Source organism: Sphingobium sp. PNB (assembly GCF_019873065.1).
GTDB lineage: Bacteria > Pseudomonadota > Alphaproteobacteria > Sphingomonadales > Sphingomonadaceae > Sphingobium > Sphingobium fuliginis.
This window is the reverse complement of the sequence record NZ_JAINEZ010000046.1, coordinates 1-13,126: the sequence shown is the minus strand read 5'-3', so window position 1 is coordinate 13,126 and position 13,126 is coordinate 1. Positions and strand designations below refer to the sequence as shown.

Below are 13,126 nucleotides of genomic sequence, written 5' to 3'. Positions count from 1 at the left end.
CGATTTCTGCGATACCTTACGGAGCTGCTGAAGCCTCTCCGCCGCCTCGCTCTCTTCGATCACGAGCGTCGAACGATCAGCCTACCGTGCCCGGATCGCGATCACACGAAAGATGGTGGCCCATCGACTGGTCCGTTCGACTGTCAGCTTCGCCTGGCCATGGGCGAGCATCGTGGGCAGCCCTTTCTGGTGCCGAAATTCCGCCAGCAGGCTCGCGACACCCTTTCCCTCCACGGAAAAGGGGCCGCCCTCATCGATGAGTGCAGCGAGGTCATCGAGCCGTTGCCCGTCTTCGGCGCAAGCCGCGATCGAAGCGAGGGGAATAACCGGGAGCCGAGCGGCTCCCGGACGAGCCGTCAGGCAAAGGGATCGAATTCGGTGACGATGGCGACGCTGCCGTCGGCGTCTTCGGCGGTGATGACCCCGTAATGCTGCCCGATCGCGATGACGAAGGTGACCATCATGAGGCTGCGCGAGAGGCTGAAAGCGTGGCGGCGAGCGATTGCGATGTCGGTGAACATGTCGAGGCTCCTTTGCGCGCCGGCGGGTTCGTCCCGCTCGACAGGCGCCCGATGTGTCCGGCCGGTGGCCGCGATCACTTTTTTGGCTGGAGGCCCAAAAAGCCGTAGCGAAGCGACCGGACCCCTTGCGGGTTGATCGCAAAAGGTCACCGGGTGGACCAAGGATCGCGCCGATTGAGAGCGGGCGAACCCGCCGGCCAGGAGGCCAGGTCCCCGCCGATGTCGCGCCCCGCCCCTTGCCCTGCCTGCCGCCCCATCCAGCGGGGTCCGGATGACAGGCGGCCGCTTGTCGGTTAGCCCCGCCGGATGCTGTTCCCGCTCCTGCTCGCCGCCGCCGTGGTCCCCAATGGTCAGACTTTCGCCTGCACACCGACGCGCGTCTGGGATGGCGATGGCCCGATCTGGTGCCGCGAGGGCGCCCATGTGCGGCTCGCCGGCATTGCCGCGCGCGAGATCGACAACAGCTGCCGCCCCGGCCAGCCCTGTCCAAGAGCAAGTGGCCCGGCCGCCCGCGATGCGTTGGTGCGCCTGCTTGGCGGACCGCGCGGCCAGACATCCACCGGGCATATTCGCGTGGCTGGCTCCACCATGCGCTGCGTCTCGACCGGCGAAGCCAAGGGCAACCGGACCGGCGCCTGGTGCAACGCGCCCGGCATCGGCGATCTCAGCTGCGCGATGATCGCTACCGGCACCGTGCTGCGCTGGGAGCGCTATGCCAAGGGGCGATGCCGATCCCGCTGATCCGCTTGGGACCATGCCGCGCCTGAACAGGATAAGAGGCCCGGCGGCGATGCCGCCGGGCCGCCCTGTCCGACCTCAGAACGGGATTTCATCGTCCTCGGGCTCGTTGCCGCCGCCGCTATTCTCGTTCGACTTGGCGCGGGTGAGGAAGGTCACCTCGTCGGCGATGATCTCGACGCCGTAGCGTTCGATATTCTCGCTGTCGGTCCAGCGGGTGTAGTGGATACGGCCCCGGACCATGACCTTCATGCCCTTGTCGACATATTGCTCGACCGTCTTGCCGACGCCGTTGAAGCAGGTGATCCGGTGCCATTCGGTGTCCTCGAGGCGGCGATTGTTGTCGTCGCGCAGGATCTTGCCGTTGCTGTCGCGCTTCGGGCGCGAGGTGGCGAGGCTGAAATGGGTGATGCGGGTGCCGCCCTGGGTGGTGCGGGTTTCCGGCGTGCCACCGACATTGCCGGCGAGGATGACGAGGTTCTGCATGGCTTGGGTTCCTTCGATATGGGTCCAAGGGACCGTCCCTTCGACTGATCCCCGGCCAAGGCGGACAGGACGGCCAATCCACCGACAGCGCAGCGCCGGGGAACCCCGGGACAAGGGGTGGTGCGGGCAGCCGTGGCACACGGCAACTCGGCCCGATGGCTCGCGGGTTGGATGGGTCGGACGGCCGGCTTAGGGGTCAGATGAGGAGAAGGACGGTGCGTCGCTTGGGCCATGACCGGAGCCCACCCATCGAAACCGCCGATATTGCCGGCTTTGCTGAGCTCGCCGGTCCGGCATCTCGCGGACCTTACGCGCGCGCCTTATCTGCCCGTCCCTTGAGCCGCAGGACGGGATTGTAGATCCTTCGCATGGCCACTCGCGGGCTCGACACGACGTCCGTTGCACGATCACGCGGAGGGGGAAGAGGAGGTGGGCAAGGTGGCGGCGCCTGGCATGGCTGGGCTCAGGCAGGCCGCCACGGCATCGAGGAGCTGCGTGGTCTCGCCAAGCACGGCGCCGATGTCGCAGGCATAGCCACCTGCCACCAGCGCGTCGATCCGATGCACGGCATAGGCCGGGCCGAGGCTCTTGATGAAATCGGCCAGGGGACGACCGGGCGCCGGCAGGCCTAGCTGCCACGCCTCGTCGAGGGCGCGGACAAGGTCATGACGGAGATCGCGGGCCAGCGCATCGTCCGTCCAGCCATGACCCAAAAGATGCGCCTTCAAACCCAGTTCGCAGGAGATCGCGAGCAAGTGCAGTGCCGGCGCGGGCGCAATAGGCGCGCCAATCTGCGCGCCGCGATGAAATTCGCGCGCACGATCGAGAAAAACCGCTGCAAGCACCGGGTCGCCGGGCGCCGCCAATCTTTCGACCGCGCGCCAGCGGCGCGGCGTCAGCTGGCGGAGCCAGGAAGGACCGGCCTGGTTGCGCAGATGTCGTAAGTAAGCGCCATCGGCTTCGTCCACATCGCGGCCCGTCGACCATAACGACAGGAGCTTCGCCTTCCAGTGGCGGCCATGCACAGCGCGGAATGCAAGGAGCACGCACGCACTGGCGCGATCGGGCATGAACATGATGCGGAACCTCCGAAGGGAACAAGGGACGCATCCGCCCCGCCCCCTCCCCTCCGGCACCGGAATCCGCGAGATTGAGAAAAGCCGGCCGCCGAAGCGGCCGGCACGGCGGTCAGCCGCGGGATAACGCCGCCGGCGGCGTTCCGAGCGGTCCGCGGCGATCGACGACATGGATGCCGCGCGCCTTGGCCTCGATCACCAGTCTTTCGGTGACGCCGTTGCCCTGGAAGGCGATGACGTAGCGCGGCTTGACCGAGAGCATCTGCTCGTTGCGCCGGAAGCCGGCACGATCGCCAAGCTTGCGATCAAGGCCGAACCGCAGCTGCTGGATGCCGTTCTGCTCGGCCCAGGATGCTGCAAGACGCTCGATGCCCTTCATGTCGCCGCCATGGACGAGATACATGTCGCCCACACGTTCGCGCACGGCCTTGAGGGTCCGCAGCAGATTGTCGGCAAACTGCTTGGCCTCGTCGTCGCTGGCGAAGCGAAGGCGCCCGCCGGCGAAGACCACGGGCGTGCCATGGACCATATTGGCATCGCGCACCCGCTCGCGCCGCGCCTGCAAATAGGCCCGGCCATCGACGATCGCAGCGGTCGTGCCGAGCGAGATGCGGTTGCCGGTCGCGGGCACCCAGGAGCGGCCGGTCTCGTGCAGATAGTGGCGCGCCGCGGTGTCGCGCATCCCCTCATAGGCCTGGGCGGACTGCTCGACCTTGCGGGCGAGATCGATCTTGTCCTCGAGGTCGGCGGTCGCGATCTCCGACCCGTCCTGCTCGGCGAGCAGGAGCCGGATCTCGTCGGTCAGGCGGTCGATCAGCTGATGCTTCTTGGCGGCCGCGCGGTGGAAGAGATTGACGAAACCCCAGCCCAGATCCTCGATGTCGCGTTCGAGCGCGGTGAAGGGGAAGAGCGCGAAGAGATCGCTCCAGATGGCGCTGACGGTCTGTTCGAGCGCCTCTGCCGGCGGCGGCGCTTCTATCGAGCGTTGGTCGCCCGCCAGGTCGAGATGGCCGAGTTCGAGTGCTTGGAGCACTGCTGAAAGGGAGCTGGTCATGAGGGATTGCCTTTCCGTGTCGCAGGGCCGGCGGCCTTCCCGCCGGATGCGCACCCTCCGGGCCATCGAAAAAGCGGCGGCGGCACCGCCGGGCAACGCCCAAGGGGAACCCGATAAGGTCCGGGTGGTGCGGGCAGGCGCGCCTCGGCGCGCCAACACGGCCGGAGCGTTCGGGTTGCCGCCGCCAGCGCGGTGGCCCATGTGCCGCATCCTCTGGCGAAAGGCGCGAAGGCCCTGTCGCGTCAGGCATTCATGGCGCGGAGGACCTTAAGAAGGGCACCCGCAACCCGATCTCCCGATACGCACAGGACGGCATGAAAGCGCGTCGCATCGCAAGCGCCGGGCCGTCAGGCCGTCGACCGTGAGGCCAGATCTTGGGCCGCGTCGCGCTTGGCGGCTGCCGCCTTGCGTTCCGAATAGCGGTCCACGAGTTGATCGGCATGGCTACGTGTCAGCACCGTGAAGCGCACCAGCTCCTCCATGACGTCGACGATCCGGTCATAATAGCTTGAGGCTCTGAGACGGCCGTCCTCGTCGAACTCCTTGAACGCCATCGCGATGCTCGACTGGTTGGGGATGGTGAACATGCGCATCCACCGCCCGAGCAGCCGCAACGTGTTGACCGCGTTGAACGACTGCGATCCGCCCGAAACCTGCATGACGGCCAGGGTCCGGCCCTGGGTCGGACGCATGCCGCCGAATTCGAGCGGCAAATGGTCGATCTGCGCTTTCATGATGCCGGTGATCTGGCCGTGCCGTTCGGGGCTGCACCAGACCATGCCTTCGGACCAGAGCGCATGCTCGCGAAGCTCATGCACCGCCGGGTGATCATCGTCCTTGATCTGGTCGGGGAGCGGGAGATCGGCCGGATCGAAGATCCGCACTTCGGCGCCGAAGAGGATGAGCAGCCGGGCCGCTTCCTCGACCGCGAAACGACTGAACGACCGCTCGCGCAGCGAGCCGTAGAGGAGGAGGATGCGAGGTTTCGGCTCGAGCGCGCCGAGCCCGGCGGCGAGATCGAGCCGGATCATTGCACGGTCCAGCGCGGGCATGTGATCGGGTTCGGGAAGGATACGAAGACGCGACATCAGGCAATCCATTTATACAAAAGGGCGGCGCTCGCCGGGCATAGCGATCGGAACTCGGCCGATCGCGCGATGACGGCAGGAACGTCGGTCCGTTCGGCTGTTTCATAGCCGTGACGGCGAAAGAAAGGCTCGGCGGTCGTGGTGAGCAGGTACAGGCTAGTCGCGCCCTCATCAGCTGCAACGCATTCGACCGAAGTGAGAATGGCACCGCCCAATCCGCATCCGCGCCGATCGGCCTTCACGACCAGCGAGCGCAGCAGGCGGTCGGAGCCGTCGCCTTCGATCCCGCCATAACCGACAATGCCAACATCATCCTCGAACCGAAAGAAGCGGCGTCCCGCCTCGGCGAGATCACTGGCAGGCAGACCCGCCGCGCTCAGCTCCGCCATCAGGTCGGAAAGCGACCTGGGATCCAGCAGTGTAGCGATCATGCAGGAACACGTTGCTCGTACCAGGGCCGCGTCTTCTTCACGATGCTGACGACAGACAGCATTACCGGCACCTCGACCAGAACGCCCACGACAGTCGCGAGCGCGGCCCCGGAATTGAGGCCGAACAGGCTGATGGCGGCTGCAACCGCAAGCTCGAAGAAATTGGACGCGCCGATCAGCGCGGCCGGAGCGGCGACGCACCAGGCCACGCCGAAGCGCCGGCTGAGCCAATAAGCCAGGCCCGCATTGAAGTAGACCTGGATGAGGATGGGAATGGCAATCAGTGCGATGACCAGCGGATGAGCCAGGATCGCCGGGCCTTGGAAGCCGAACAGGAGGACGAGCGTCGTCAGCAGCGCAACCAGCGACAGCGGCCCGAGCGTCGCCAGCAGCCGATCGAGCGCCGGTTGCCCGCCTGACGATAGCAGCGCCCGACGGATGACCTGCGCGACGATGACGGGCACGACGATATAGAGCAGGACCGAGATGAGCAGCGTGGCCCAGGGCACCGTGATCGAGGCGACCCCGAGCAGCAGTCCGACCAGCGGCGCGAAGGCGAAGACCATGATCACGTCGTTGAGCGCCACCTGGCTCAGCGTATAGGTCGGCTCGCCGTCGCACAGGTTCGACCAGACGAACACCATCGCCGTGCAGGGGGCCGCGGCGAGCAGGATGAGCCCGGCGATATAGGCGTTGATCTCGCCCTGCGGCAGCAACGGGCGGAAGAGCCATCCCAGGAACAGCGTGCCGAGCAGCGCCATTGAAAAGGGCTTCACCGCCCAGTTGATGAAGAGGGTGACGCCGACGCCCTTCCAGTGTTGGCGAACCGACCCCAACGCGCCGAGGTCGATCTTGAGCAGCATGGGGACGATCATCAGCCAGATCAGCACAGCCACGACCAGGTTCACGCGCGCGATCTCGGCCGATGCGATGGCTGCGAACAGATTCGGCAGCGAATAGCCAAGCGCGATGCCGACAGCGATGCAGAGCGCCACCCAGACGCTCAAATAGCGTTCGAAGCTGTTGATCGCCGGCTTGGGTCGCGCCGCGACGGTCGCGTTCACGCCCCGATCCTCTTGCCGGCGGCGTCGATGACCTGCTCGCCATCTTCCTTGGTGAAAGCCCCGCGCTGGGCGGACGGGAGAAGATCGAGCACCTCTTCCGATGGACGGCAGAGTTTCACGCCGAGCGGCGACACAACGATTGGCCGGTTGATGAGGATCGGATGCTCGATCATCGCATCAATGAGCTGGTCATCGCTGAGCGTCGGATCGGCAAGACCCAGCTCGGCGAAGGGCGTGCCCTTCTCGCGGAGCAACTGGCGTGCGCTGATGCCCATGCGGGCGATGAGCGAAACCAGGCGCGGGCGGTTGGGCGGCGTCTTGAGATATTCGATCACATGCGGCTCGATCCCGGCGTTGCGGATCATCGCCAGCGTGTTGCGCGACGTCCCACACTCGGGATTGTGATAGATGACGATATCGATTGCGGCATTGCTCATGCACCCGGCACCTTTTCGCTTGGGAGGTCGGCGCGGCCCTGTTCCTTGCCGATCCGGTTCAGCCGGTTCTGTAGACTCATCTTGTCGAGGCCTTCGAACGGCAGGTTGGTGAACAGCGAGATGCGATTGAACAGCATCCTGTAAGTATCGAAGAAGGCCGCGTGCTGCACCGTTTCGCTGTCCTCGATAGCGGCCGGATCGGGCACCCCCCAATTGGCGGTCAGCGGCTGCCCCGGCCAAACCGGGCAAAGCTCGTTGGCGGCATTGTCGCAGACCGTAAACACGAAATCCAAGGACGGCGCATCGGGGCCGGAAAACTCTTCCCAACTCTTCGAGCGGAACCGGCTTGCGTCGTAGTTCAGCTTCTCCAAGAGATGAATGGTGAACGGATGGACCTCGCCCTTGGGCTGGCTGCCGGCGCTGAACGATTTGAAACGGCCTAGCCCTTCACGGCTGAGGATCGCCTCGGCCATGATGGAACGGGCGGAATTGCCCGTGCAAAGAAACAGTACGTTCAACAGGCGATCCGTCATGTTGATGTCCTTTCAGGCAGCACGACAGGCAAGCAGTTCATCCGCAAGTGGATGGCAGAGCTCGGCCCGGCCACCACAGCAGTCCTTGACGAGGAACAGCATCACGGAGCGGAGCGCATCGAGATCGGCGCGGTAGTTGATGATCCGGCTGCGCCGCTCGGATGTGACCAGGCCGGCACGCGCCAGGGTCGCCAAATGCACCGACATCGTGTTCTGCGGGACATCCAGCGCCTTGGCGACCTCGCCGGCGGGAAGGCCTTCGGGTTCGTGACGCACCAGAAGGCGGAAGGCGTCGAGGCGCGTGGCTTGGGCAAGCGCGCCCAACGCGACGATGACAGATTCGTTATCCATATATCCACGATAGCGGATATATGGATATAGTGCAATCGGCGACATGGCGAGATCAAGCAGCCGCCTGCTCGTCCAGATCATCCTCGCAAGCGAGATCGGTTGCCCGCAGCAGAAACCCGGCGGCTTCCTCGGCTCGCGCAGCCGCCGTCAGCAATGCGCGATTATCCTTGCGCAAAATGGCGAGCCAGGATCCGATATAAGCCGCGTGGTCGTCGAGATGGGTGGTTGGGAGACCCACATCGGCGCCAACCAGCGCTGCTGTCAGTTCGGCGACCAACTCCTCGAACGCATATGCCTGATCGCCGAAGCGCTTCCCGAACGATCGGGCAAGCCGGGCTGGATGGCCTGTCCAGTGGCCGGCCTCATGCGCAATGGTGGCTGCCCAGGCGGCGCGCGTGTCGAATTGCTCGACCGGCGGCATGGTGATGACGTCCGCGCGCAGATCATAATAAGCACGATCGCCGCCGCATCGCAGCCGCGCGGGCAGCCGATCGACGAAGCGCTCCGCCCGCGGACCGAGCCGGTCGCCCGGCGGGACGAGGGAGAGGGCTTCGGGATAGAAATCGCCCGGCAGTGTATCGATCTGATCGGCATTGAAGACCGCATAGGACCGCATGACCCGGCGCTGCTCATCGACGAGCTCACCCGGACGTTCGTAGGAATCGACCTTCTTCGAATAGGCTTTGTAGAAGATCGCAAATTGCGACTGCTCACCGGCACGGACCTGCCCGCCGAGGCTTTGTGCTTGCCGATAGGTCATCCAGTAGCGGGACCGATAGCCGCACTGCTCGGCGGCCAGCCATAGCCAAAAGGTGTTCATGCCGCGATAGGGCTCGCCATTGGCGCGCAGCGGGCGCCCTTGCGCGGCGCATGATCGCCAGGGCCGTACCCAGGGACGCACACCGGCCTCGAGCCGGTCGATGATGGCGCGCGTGATGGTCTCGGCCGGCGAGGGCCGGCCCGATGATTGGGTCATGGTGGATACTCCGCGAAAGAGCGGCTGTCTCAGCGCCGCCGATGAAGGGCGGCGGGCGACACGAAAGCGCCGCCCGCCGTTAGGCGTTCGCCTCAGGCGGCCTGTTCGAAGTCGCCAGCATCGCCATCGGGGGCGATCTCCCCTGCCCCGCCGTCGCTGTCGTCTTCATCGCTGAGGAAAGCGGAATAGCTCCGGAAGCTTTCGGGCTTTTCGATCGCGCCGAACCGCATCTCGTCGGGCAGCCAGGAGAGCGCCTTTTCCCGGACTTCGGCCTCGACGATGCCCTGCCCCGAACAGAGCGCAGCGCAGGCATTGGCAAGGTCACCCTTCTTGGCGTCCTTGTATCGGCCGCGCAGCACCGGCCCGCCGATCTCGTCGAGCGCTTCGAGCATGACGTCCTTCTTCACCCGCCCGAAAAAGTTCTGGGCATCGGGCCGCCACCATTGCGCGACATCAATGTCGAGCAGCCGTCCGAGATGATCGTGGAAGCCGTTGCGGCGCCCGCCATCGTCGACGTTGAGTGTCGGCTCCAGCGTCTGCGCCATGACATGGGCGAGCCAATCGGCGCGCGCCTGTTCATCCAGTTGCCGGAAGGCATCGAAGCGGGACGACAGCGTGTTCCCGCCTGCCCAGCTCACATCGAGCGCCTGGCGCTGTTCGGTCAGGACATTGCTCGCCGCGCTACCTTCATCGCGGAAGCTGACGATCGGGAAGCTCGCGGCGGCGGCCTGCAACGTCGCGTGGTCCCGGACATAGCTGCTGGCGAACACCGTCCGGTGCGCCATCAGGAATATCGTGAGATCGAGCGCGAACCCGGCATCCGAGGCGACATGGGCTGCCAGGATCTGCCGGCGCTGGGTCGCGAGTTCGTCAACCAGCGTCGCGCTGAGCCGGGAGGCCGCGACCTTGCCGGACGGTGCTTCGGGTTCTGCATCCTCGCCCGCCTGCCGGATGGCGCGCTCGCTGAACATGCGGCTGTGCACCCGCGGACTGCCATCGGGCGCCAGATAGATGAAGGTGCCCAGCTGGTCCTTGATCGCATCATCGACCATCGTGCGCGACGCCTCGATCGTATCGAGTTCCCGCTCGATGTCGGCGAGACGCGCCGAAGCCGCCTCGGCCTCGGGCGTGCCGTCCTCGAGTTCGGTCTCAAGTTCGCGGATGAGCGCGTCGCCCTCATCCGAGAGACTATCGACGCGCTCCTGCTCGTCCCCGCTCAATTCGCGCAGCGGCGGATGATATTCGTGGAGCTGGCACTCCGTATCATAGGGCACATGCGTCGCGAGAACCGGCGTCACGAACGCCAGCTTCTGTTCGGCAGCGAGCGCTTCCGCGGCCGCTTCAAGCTTCTGGGCGGCCAGCTGCTCGATGAGCTCCACGTCGATCCAGCTCTCGTCCACATCTTCACCGAACAGGTCGCGCTCGATCCGGCCGCCCGCGCCGACATAGGCCTCGCGGCCGACGAACCGTGCCTTGGCGTCGGTCGCCTTGACCGTTCCGTTGAGGAGCGCACGGCGGATATTGTCGGGATTGTCGCCATAATAGGACCGGCTCATGCTCTCGAACACGCGCGCCTGGCGATCGACGTCGGGCGTGACAGCATAAGCCTGGGCGACCCCCAGCGTGATCTCGCCCGCCGCCAGCGCCGCGAAGACGAGAGGAGCCAGTTCGGCAAGCCGTACCCGCTGCTCAACGAAGCGGGTCGTGACGCCGAAACGTTTCGCCACATCCTCGGCGCTCGCGCCCTTGTCGAGGAAGTGCTTGAAGGCCGAGCACTCATCCGCCGGGTTCATCGCGACGCGGTGGAAATTCTCGGCAAGGCTCGCTTCGGCCGATCCGGCATCATCCTCGAGCACCAGCACCTGAACCTCATGGTCCCCGGCAAGCCGGCCTGAATCGATCAGGCGCTGGAGCGCCCGCAAGCGGCGGCCACCCGCCTTGACGGTGAAATGTCCTGCCTTTTTGAGCGGCGTGACCACGAGATTCTGCAACAGGCCATGCGCGGCGATATTATCGGCGAGGCTGTCGAGGTCGGCATCGCGATTGGATTTGCGGACATTGTCCTTCGAGAGCGAGAGGTTCTTGACCTTCACGGACTGGATCATCGGTTGTCTCCTTCGAGGGTTGCGCCGACCTCGTCGGCCGGCTTGAGCCACTCAGGCCCACCCGGCCGAAGGCCCCCTCCCCTCTCTTCGGTCGCTTGGCGCGGTCGCGGGTCAGTCCGTGATCCTGGCGAGGATCTCGAGGGCGCGGCTCGGGGGAACGAACAGCCGAGTGCGGTGCTGGATGATCTCGGTGAAGCAGCCCGCCGCCTTGAGATGCGGCAGCGCCTCGGGCTTCCAGTCCAGCAATTCGAGGCGTTGATCGCCGGCAACCAAGGCGCGCTTCAGTCGCAGCGCTCCGATTGGCATGATCTCGCCCGAGGTGCGGACGTGCTGGACCCGCGCGCCGAGGTCGATCTCGACATGGGCCGCGATGCCGAACGCGCTGGCAATCCGCTCCACCAGCGGCGCCGGAATAAGACGCCCGAGAAGCGACTGGCCGTCATCGCTCATCAGCCGCCAGACCTGGACATGATCGTCGGGCAGCTTGCCCCACACCGGAAGCAGCAGGCCGGTGACCAGATAGATGATCTGCGTGCGCGTCTGCGCCGCCATTGCGTCGCATTCGGCCTGCCAGGCTTCGTCGAAGCTCGCGCGGTCCACGTCGGTCCAATGGGTTTCGGCGAAGAGGTCCTGCCGGTGCCGTTCGGTGCGCGTTGGACGCACCAGCTCATAGCGGCGCACGGTCCGTCCCTCTTCGTCCGTTAGCGAGAAGGTCGGCCGGCAAATGGCGGCCTTGCCGGAACGCGGGTTGAACAACCGGCGCGCTTCCGGGTCGGCCAGAAGCCAATGCGCTCGCTCCAGGGTCAGCGGCCGATATCGCTCCTCGGTTTCTATACGCAGAATTTCGGTTTCGGCGCCGCTTACGGGATCGCGCCGGATCACCGTCCGGTCGAGGATCGAAATACGGTCGGCCGCGATCGTTTCGACACCAAGATCGAGGGTGCCGGCCTCGCGTGCCTTTTCCACCCGTGCTTCGATCAAGCCGAGATATTCGTCGAAGATCGCGTTCTGCAGGTCGATGCGCAGCGCCAGGATGCGGTTCAACCACCGCTGGATCGTGGGCAAGGTCTCGGTGAGCCCCCCGCCCTCCCCGGCCAGGTTCAAACCGGTGAGCGCCTGGAACTGATCGAAGTGGACCGATTGGAGTTTTGCCTGGAACAGCAGGCGAAACCACTGGTCGAGCGATTCCCGCGCGAAGTCGGACTCCAGATTGTCGCGGGGGTCGAAAAGTCCCTGCCCGCCGGTCTGGCGTTGGCCGCGGGTCAGCGCGCCCAGGCTGTCGAGGCGCCGGGCGATGGTCGAGATGAACCGCCGTTCGCCGCGGCAATCGGTGGAAACGGGCCGAAACAAGGGCGGGCAGGCTTGGTGGGTGCGGTGCGTGCGGCCCAGCCCCTGGATCGCCGCGTCCGCGCGCCAACCGGGCTCGAGCAGATAGTGGATGCGGCGGCTCTGATTGGGCGCGTCGAGGCTGGCGTGGTAGCTCCGCCCCGTGCCGCCGGCGTCGGAGAAGATCAGGATGCGCTTTTCGCCGCGCATGAAGATGTCGGTCTCCGCGAGGTTCGTGCGCGCGCTGCGCCGTTCGATCCGCTGACGGCCGTCGGCATCGACGATGATCCGCCGGCTGCGACCCGTCACCTCGGCCACGGCCTCCGTCCCGAAATGCCCTATGATGTGATCGAGCGCCGAGCCGACGACCGGCAGCGCACAGAGTTGCTCGAGGAGCTGATCGCGCATGGCGATCGCTTCCCGGCACAGCACCGGCTGCCCAGCTTCGTCGATCATCGGTTCCGAGCGCACCGTGCCGCTATCGTCGGTATAGGTGCGCATCTGGCGCACCGGAAAGGCTGCCGTCAGATAGTCGACCAGGAATTCGCGCGGGGACAGCTCGATATCGAGCCAGGCCCGCTCCTCGGGGGACAGGTCGGCAAGGGCACGATCGAGCATCGCTTCCGAGGTCGACACGAGCTGGACGACGGCGCAGTCGCCGCGCGCGAGATCGGCGGCGATCGCCGGGATCAGCGAGGGCAGCTTCATCGACAGCAGGATCTGGCCGAAGAAGCGTTGCTTGGTCGATTCGAAGATCGACAATGCCGCGGCCTTCGCGCCGCTATTATAGGTGGCACCGCTGAAGCCGTCGGTGACGCGCGTGGCGGCGAGCGCGGCCTGCAGATTGTTGTGAATGATCGCTTATCGCGAGGAAGCGGTAATGCGGAGGAGCGCGGCGTAGTCCTGCAAAGCTGCGGAACATTTCGCCACGTCCTTCACA

Annotated in this window: 14 protein-coding genes; 1 reads left to right on the top strand and 13 read right to left on the bottom strand. The window is 65.7% G+C overall.

Annotated features, from left to right (window positions below):
* Positions 1-356: 356 nt before the first annotated feature.
* Complete coding sequence (locus K7W03_RS15825) at positions 357-521, bottom strand: hypothetical protein (protein ID WP_007688065.1); 165 nt, start codon at positions 519-521, stop codon at positions 357-359.
* Between the two features lie 306 nt (positions 522-827).
* Here K7W03_RS15825 and K7W03_RS15820 point away from each other — a divergent pair, with 306 nt between their 5' ends.
* On the top strand, positions 828-1,262 hold the full coding sequence (locus tag K7W03_RS15820) for a thermonuclease family protein (RefSeq protein ID WP_030540259.1): 435 nt from the start codon (positions 828-830) through the stop codon (positions 1,260-1,262).
* A 75-nt stretch (positions 1,263-1,337) separates the two neighbouring features.
* On the opposite strand, the gene K7W03_RS15815 is transcribed toward K7W03_RS15820, so the two are convergent.
* The 12 genes from K7W03_RS15815 to K7W03_RS15760 all read right to left on the bottom strand — a co-directional run bounded on the left by K7W03_RS15815 (position 1,338) and on the right by K7W03_RS15760 (position 12,894).
* Positions 1,338-1,745, bottom strand: coding sequence for a single-stranded DNA-binding protein (locus K7W03_RS15815; RefSeq protein WP_007688067.1), 408 nt, complete (start codon positions 1,743-1,745; stop codon positions 1,338-1,340).
* A 407-nt stretch (positions 1,746-2,152) separates the two neighbouring features.
* On the bottom strand, positions 2,153-2,821 hold the full coding sequence (locus K7W03_RS15810) for a hypothetical protein (protein WP_030540258.1): 669 nt from the start codon (positions 2,819-2,821) through the stop codon (positions 2,153-2,155).
* Between the two features lie 112 nt (positions 2,822-2,933).
* Positions 2,934-3,875: a DUF2493 domain-containing protein gene (locus K7W03_RS15805; RefSeq protein WP_030540257.1), complete on the bottom strand. Its 942-nt coding sequence runs from the start codon at positions 3,873-3,875 to the stop codon at positions 2,934-2,936.
* Between the two features lie 347 nt (positions 3,876-4,222).
* Complete coding sequence (gene arsH / locus K7W03_RS15800) at positions 4,223-4,963, bottom strand: arsenical resistance protein ArsH (RefSeq protein ID WP_030540256.1); 741 nt, start codon at positions 4,961-4,963, stop codon at positions 4,223-4,225.
* On the bottom strand, positions 4,963-5,394 hold the full coding sequence (gene arsN2, locus K7W03_RS15795; protein WP_030540255.1) for an arsenic resistance N-acetyltransferase ArsN2: 432 nt from the start codon (positions 5,392-5,394) through the stop codon (positions 4,963-4,965). Before arsN2 ends, arsH begins: the two co-directional genes overlap by 1 nt.
* Positions 5,391-6,458, bottom strand: coding sequence for an ACR3 family arsenite efflux transporter (gene arsB / locus K7W03_RS15790; RefSeq protein ID WP_030540254.1), 1,068 nt, complete (start codon positions 6,456-6,458; stop codon positions 5,391-5,393). Before arsB ends, arsN2 begins: the two co-directional genes overlap by 4 nt.
* Positions 6,455-6,895, bottom strand: a complete 441-nt coding sequence (gene arsC / locus K7W03_RS15785) for an arsenate reductase (glutaredoxin) (RefSeq protein ID WP_007688073.1) — start codon at positions 6,893-6,895, stop codon at positions 6,455-6,457. Before arsC ends, arsB begins: the two co-directional genes overlap by 4 nt.
* Positions 6,892-7,428 (bottom strand): arsenate reductase ArsC, encoded by a 537-nt coding sequence (locus K7W03_RS15780; protein ID WP_062069247.1) that lies wholly within the window; start codon positions 7,426-7,428, stop codon positions 6,892-6,894. The genes arsC and K7W03_RS15780 overlap by 4 nt, the downstream gene beginning before the upstream one ends.
* 12 nt (positions 7,429-7,440) lie before the next feature.
* The gene (locus K7W03_RS15775; protein WP_007688075.1) at positions 7,441-7,860 is read right to left on the bottom strand and encodes an ArsR/SmtB family transcription factor; all 420 of its coding nucleotides are present in this window, start codon (positions 7,858-7,860) and stop codon (positions 7,441-7,443) included.
* Complete coding sequence (locus K7W03_RS15770) at positions 7,832-8,755, bottom strand: ArdC family protein (protein WP_007688077.1); 924 nt, start codon at positions 8,753-8,755, stop codon at positions 7,832-7,834. The genes K7W03_RS15775 and K7W03_RS15770 overlap by 29 nt, the downstream gene beginning before the upstream one ends.
* 92 nt (positions 8,756-8,847) lie before the next feature.
* On the bottom strand, positions 8,848-10,860 hold the full coding sequence (locus tag K7W03_RS15765; RefSeq protein WP_007688079.1) for a ParB/RepB/Spo0J family partition protein: 2,013 nt from the start codon (positions 10,858-10,860) through the stop codon (positions 8,848-8,850).
* Positions 10,861-10,971: 111 nt separating this feature from the next.
* Positions 10,972-12,894 carry a strawberry notch C-terminal domain-containing protein gene (locus tag K7W03_RS15760; RefSeq protein ID WP_226870210.1) on the bottom strand — a complete coding sequence of 641 codons (1,923 nt, stop codon included), beginning with the start codon at positions 12,892-12,894 and terminating at the stop codon, positions 10,972-10,974.
* Positions 12,895-13,126: the final 232 nt, after the last annotated feature.

Bases quoted from the DNA above. Each gene is read 5' to 3' on its own strand.
- arsC (WP_007688073.1), bottom strand. From the start codon at position 6,895: ATGAGCAATGCCGCAATCGATATCGTCATCTATCACAATCCCGAGTGT.
- K7W03_RS15760 (WP_226870210.1), bottom strand. From the start codon at position 12,894: ATGAAGCTGCCCTCGCTGATCCCGGCGATCGCCGCCGATCTCGCGCGC.
- arsH (WP_030540256.1), bottom strand. From the start codon at position 4,963: ATGTCGCGTCTTCGTATCCTTCCCGAACCCGATCACATGCCCGCGCTG.
- K7W03_RS15825 (WP_007688065.1), bottom strand. From the start codon at position 521: ATGTTCACCGACATCGCAATCGCTCGCCGCCACGCTTTCAGCCTCTCG.
- arsN2 (WP_030540255.1), bottom strand. From the start codon at position 5,394: ATGATCGCTACACTGCTGGATCCCAGGTCGCTTTCCGACCTGATGGCG.
- K7W03_RS15820 (WP_030540259.1), top strand. From the start codon at position 828: ATGCTGTTCCCGCTCCTGCTCGCCGCCGCCGTGGTCCCCAATGGTCAG.
- K7W03_RS15770 (WP_007688077.1), bottom strand. From the start codon at position 8,755: ATGACCCAATCATCGGGCCGGCCCTCGCCGGCCGAGACCATCACGCGC.
- K7W03_RS15815 (WP_007688067.1), bottom strand. From the start codon at position 1,745: ATGCAGAACCTCGTCATCCTCGCCGGCAATGTCGGTGGCACGCCGGAA.
- K7W03_RS15805 (WP_030540257.1), bottom strand. From the start codon at position 3,875: ATGACCAGCTCCCTTTCAGCAGTGCTCCAAGCACTCGAACTCGGCCAT.
- K7W03_RS15765 (WP_007688079.1), bottom strand. From the start codon at position 10,860: ATGATCCAGTCCGTGAAGGTCAAGAACCTCTCGCTCTCGAAGGACAAT.
- K7W03_RS15810 (WP_030540258.1), bottom strand. From the start codon at position 2,821: ATGTTCATGCCCGATCGCGCCAGTGCGTGCGTGCTCCTTGCATTCCGC.
- K7W03_RS15775 (WP_007688075.1), bottom strand. From the start codon at position 7,860: ATGATCTGGACGAGCAGGCGGCTGCTTGATCTCGCCATGTCGCCGATT.
- K7W03_RS15780 (WP_062069247.1), bottom strand. From the start codon at position 7,428: ATGACGGATCGCCTGTTGAACGTACTGTTTCTTTGCACGGGCAATTCC.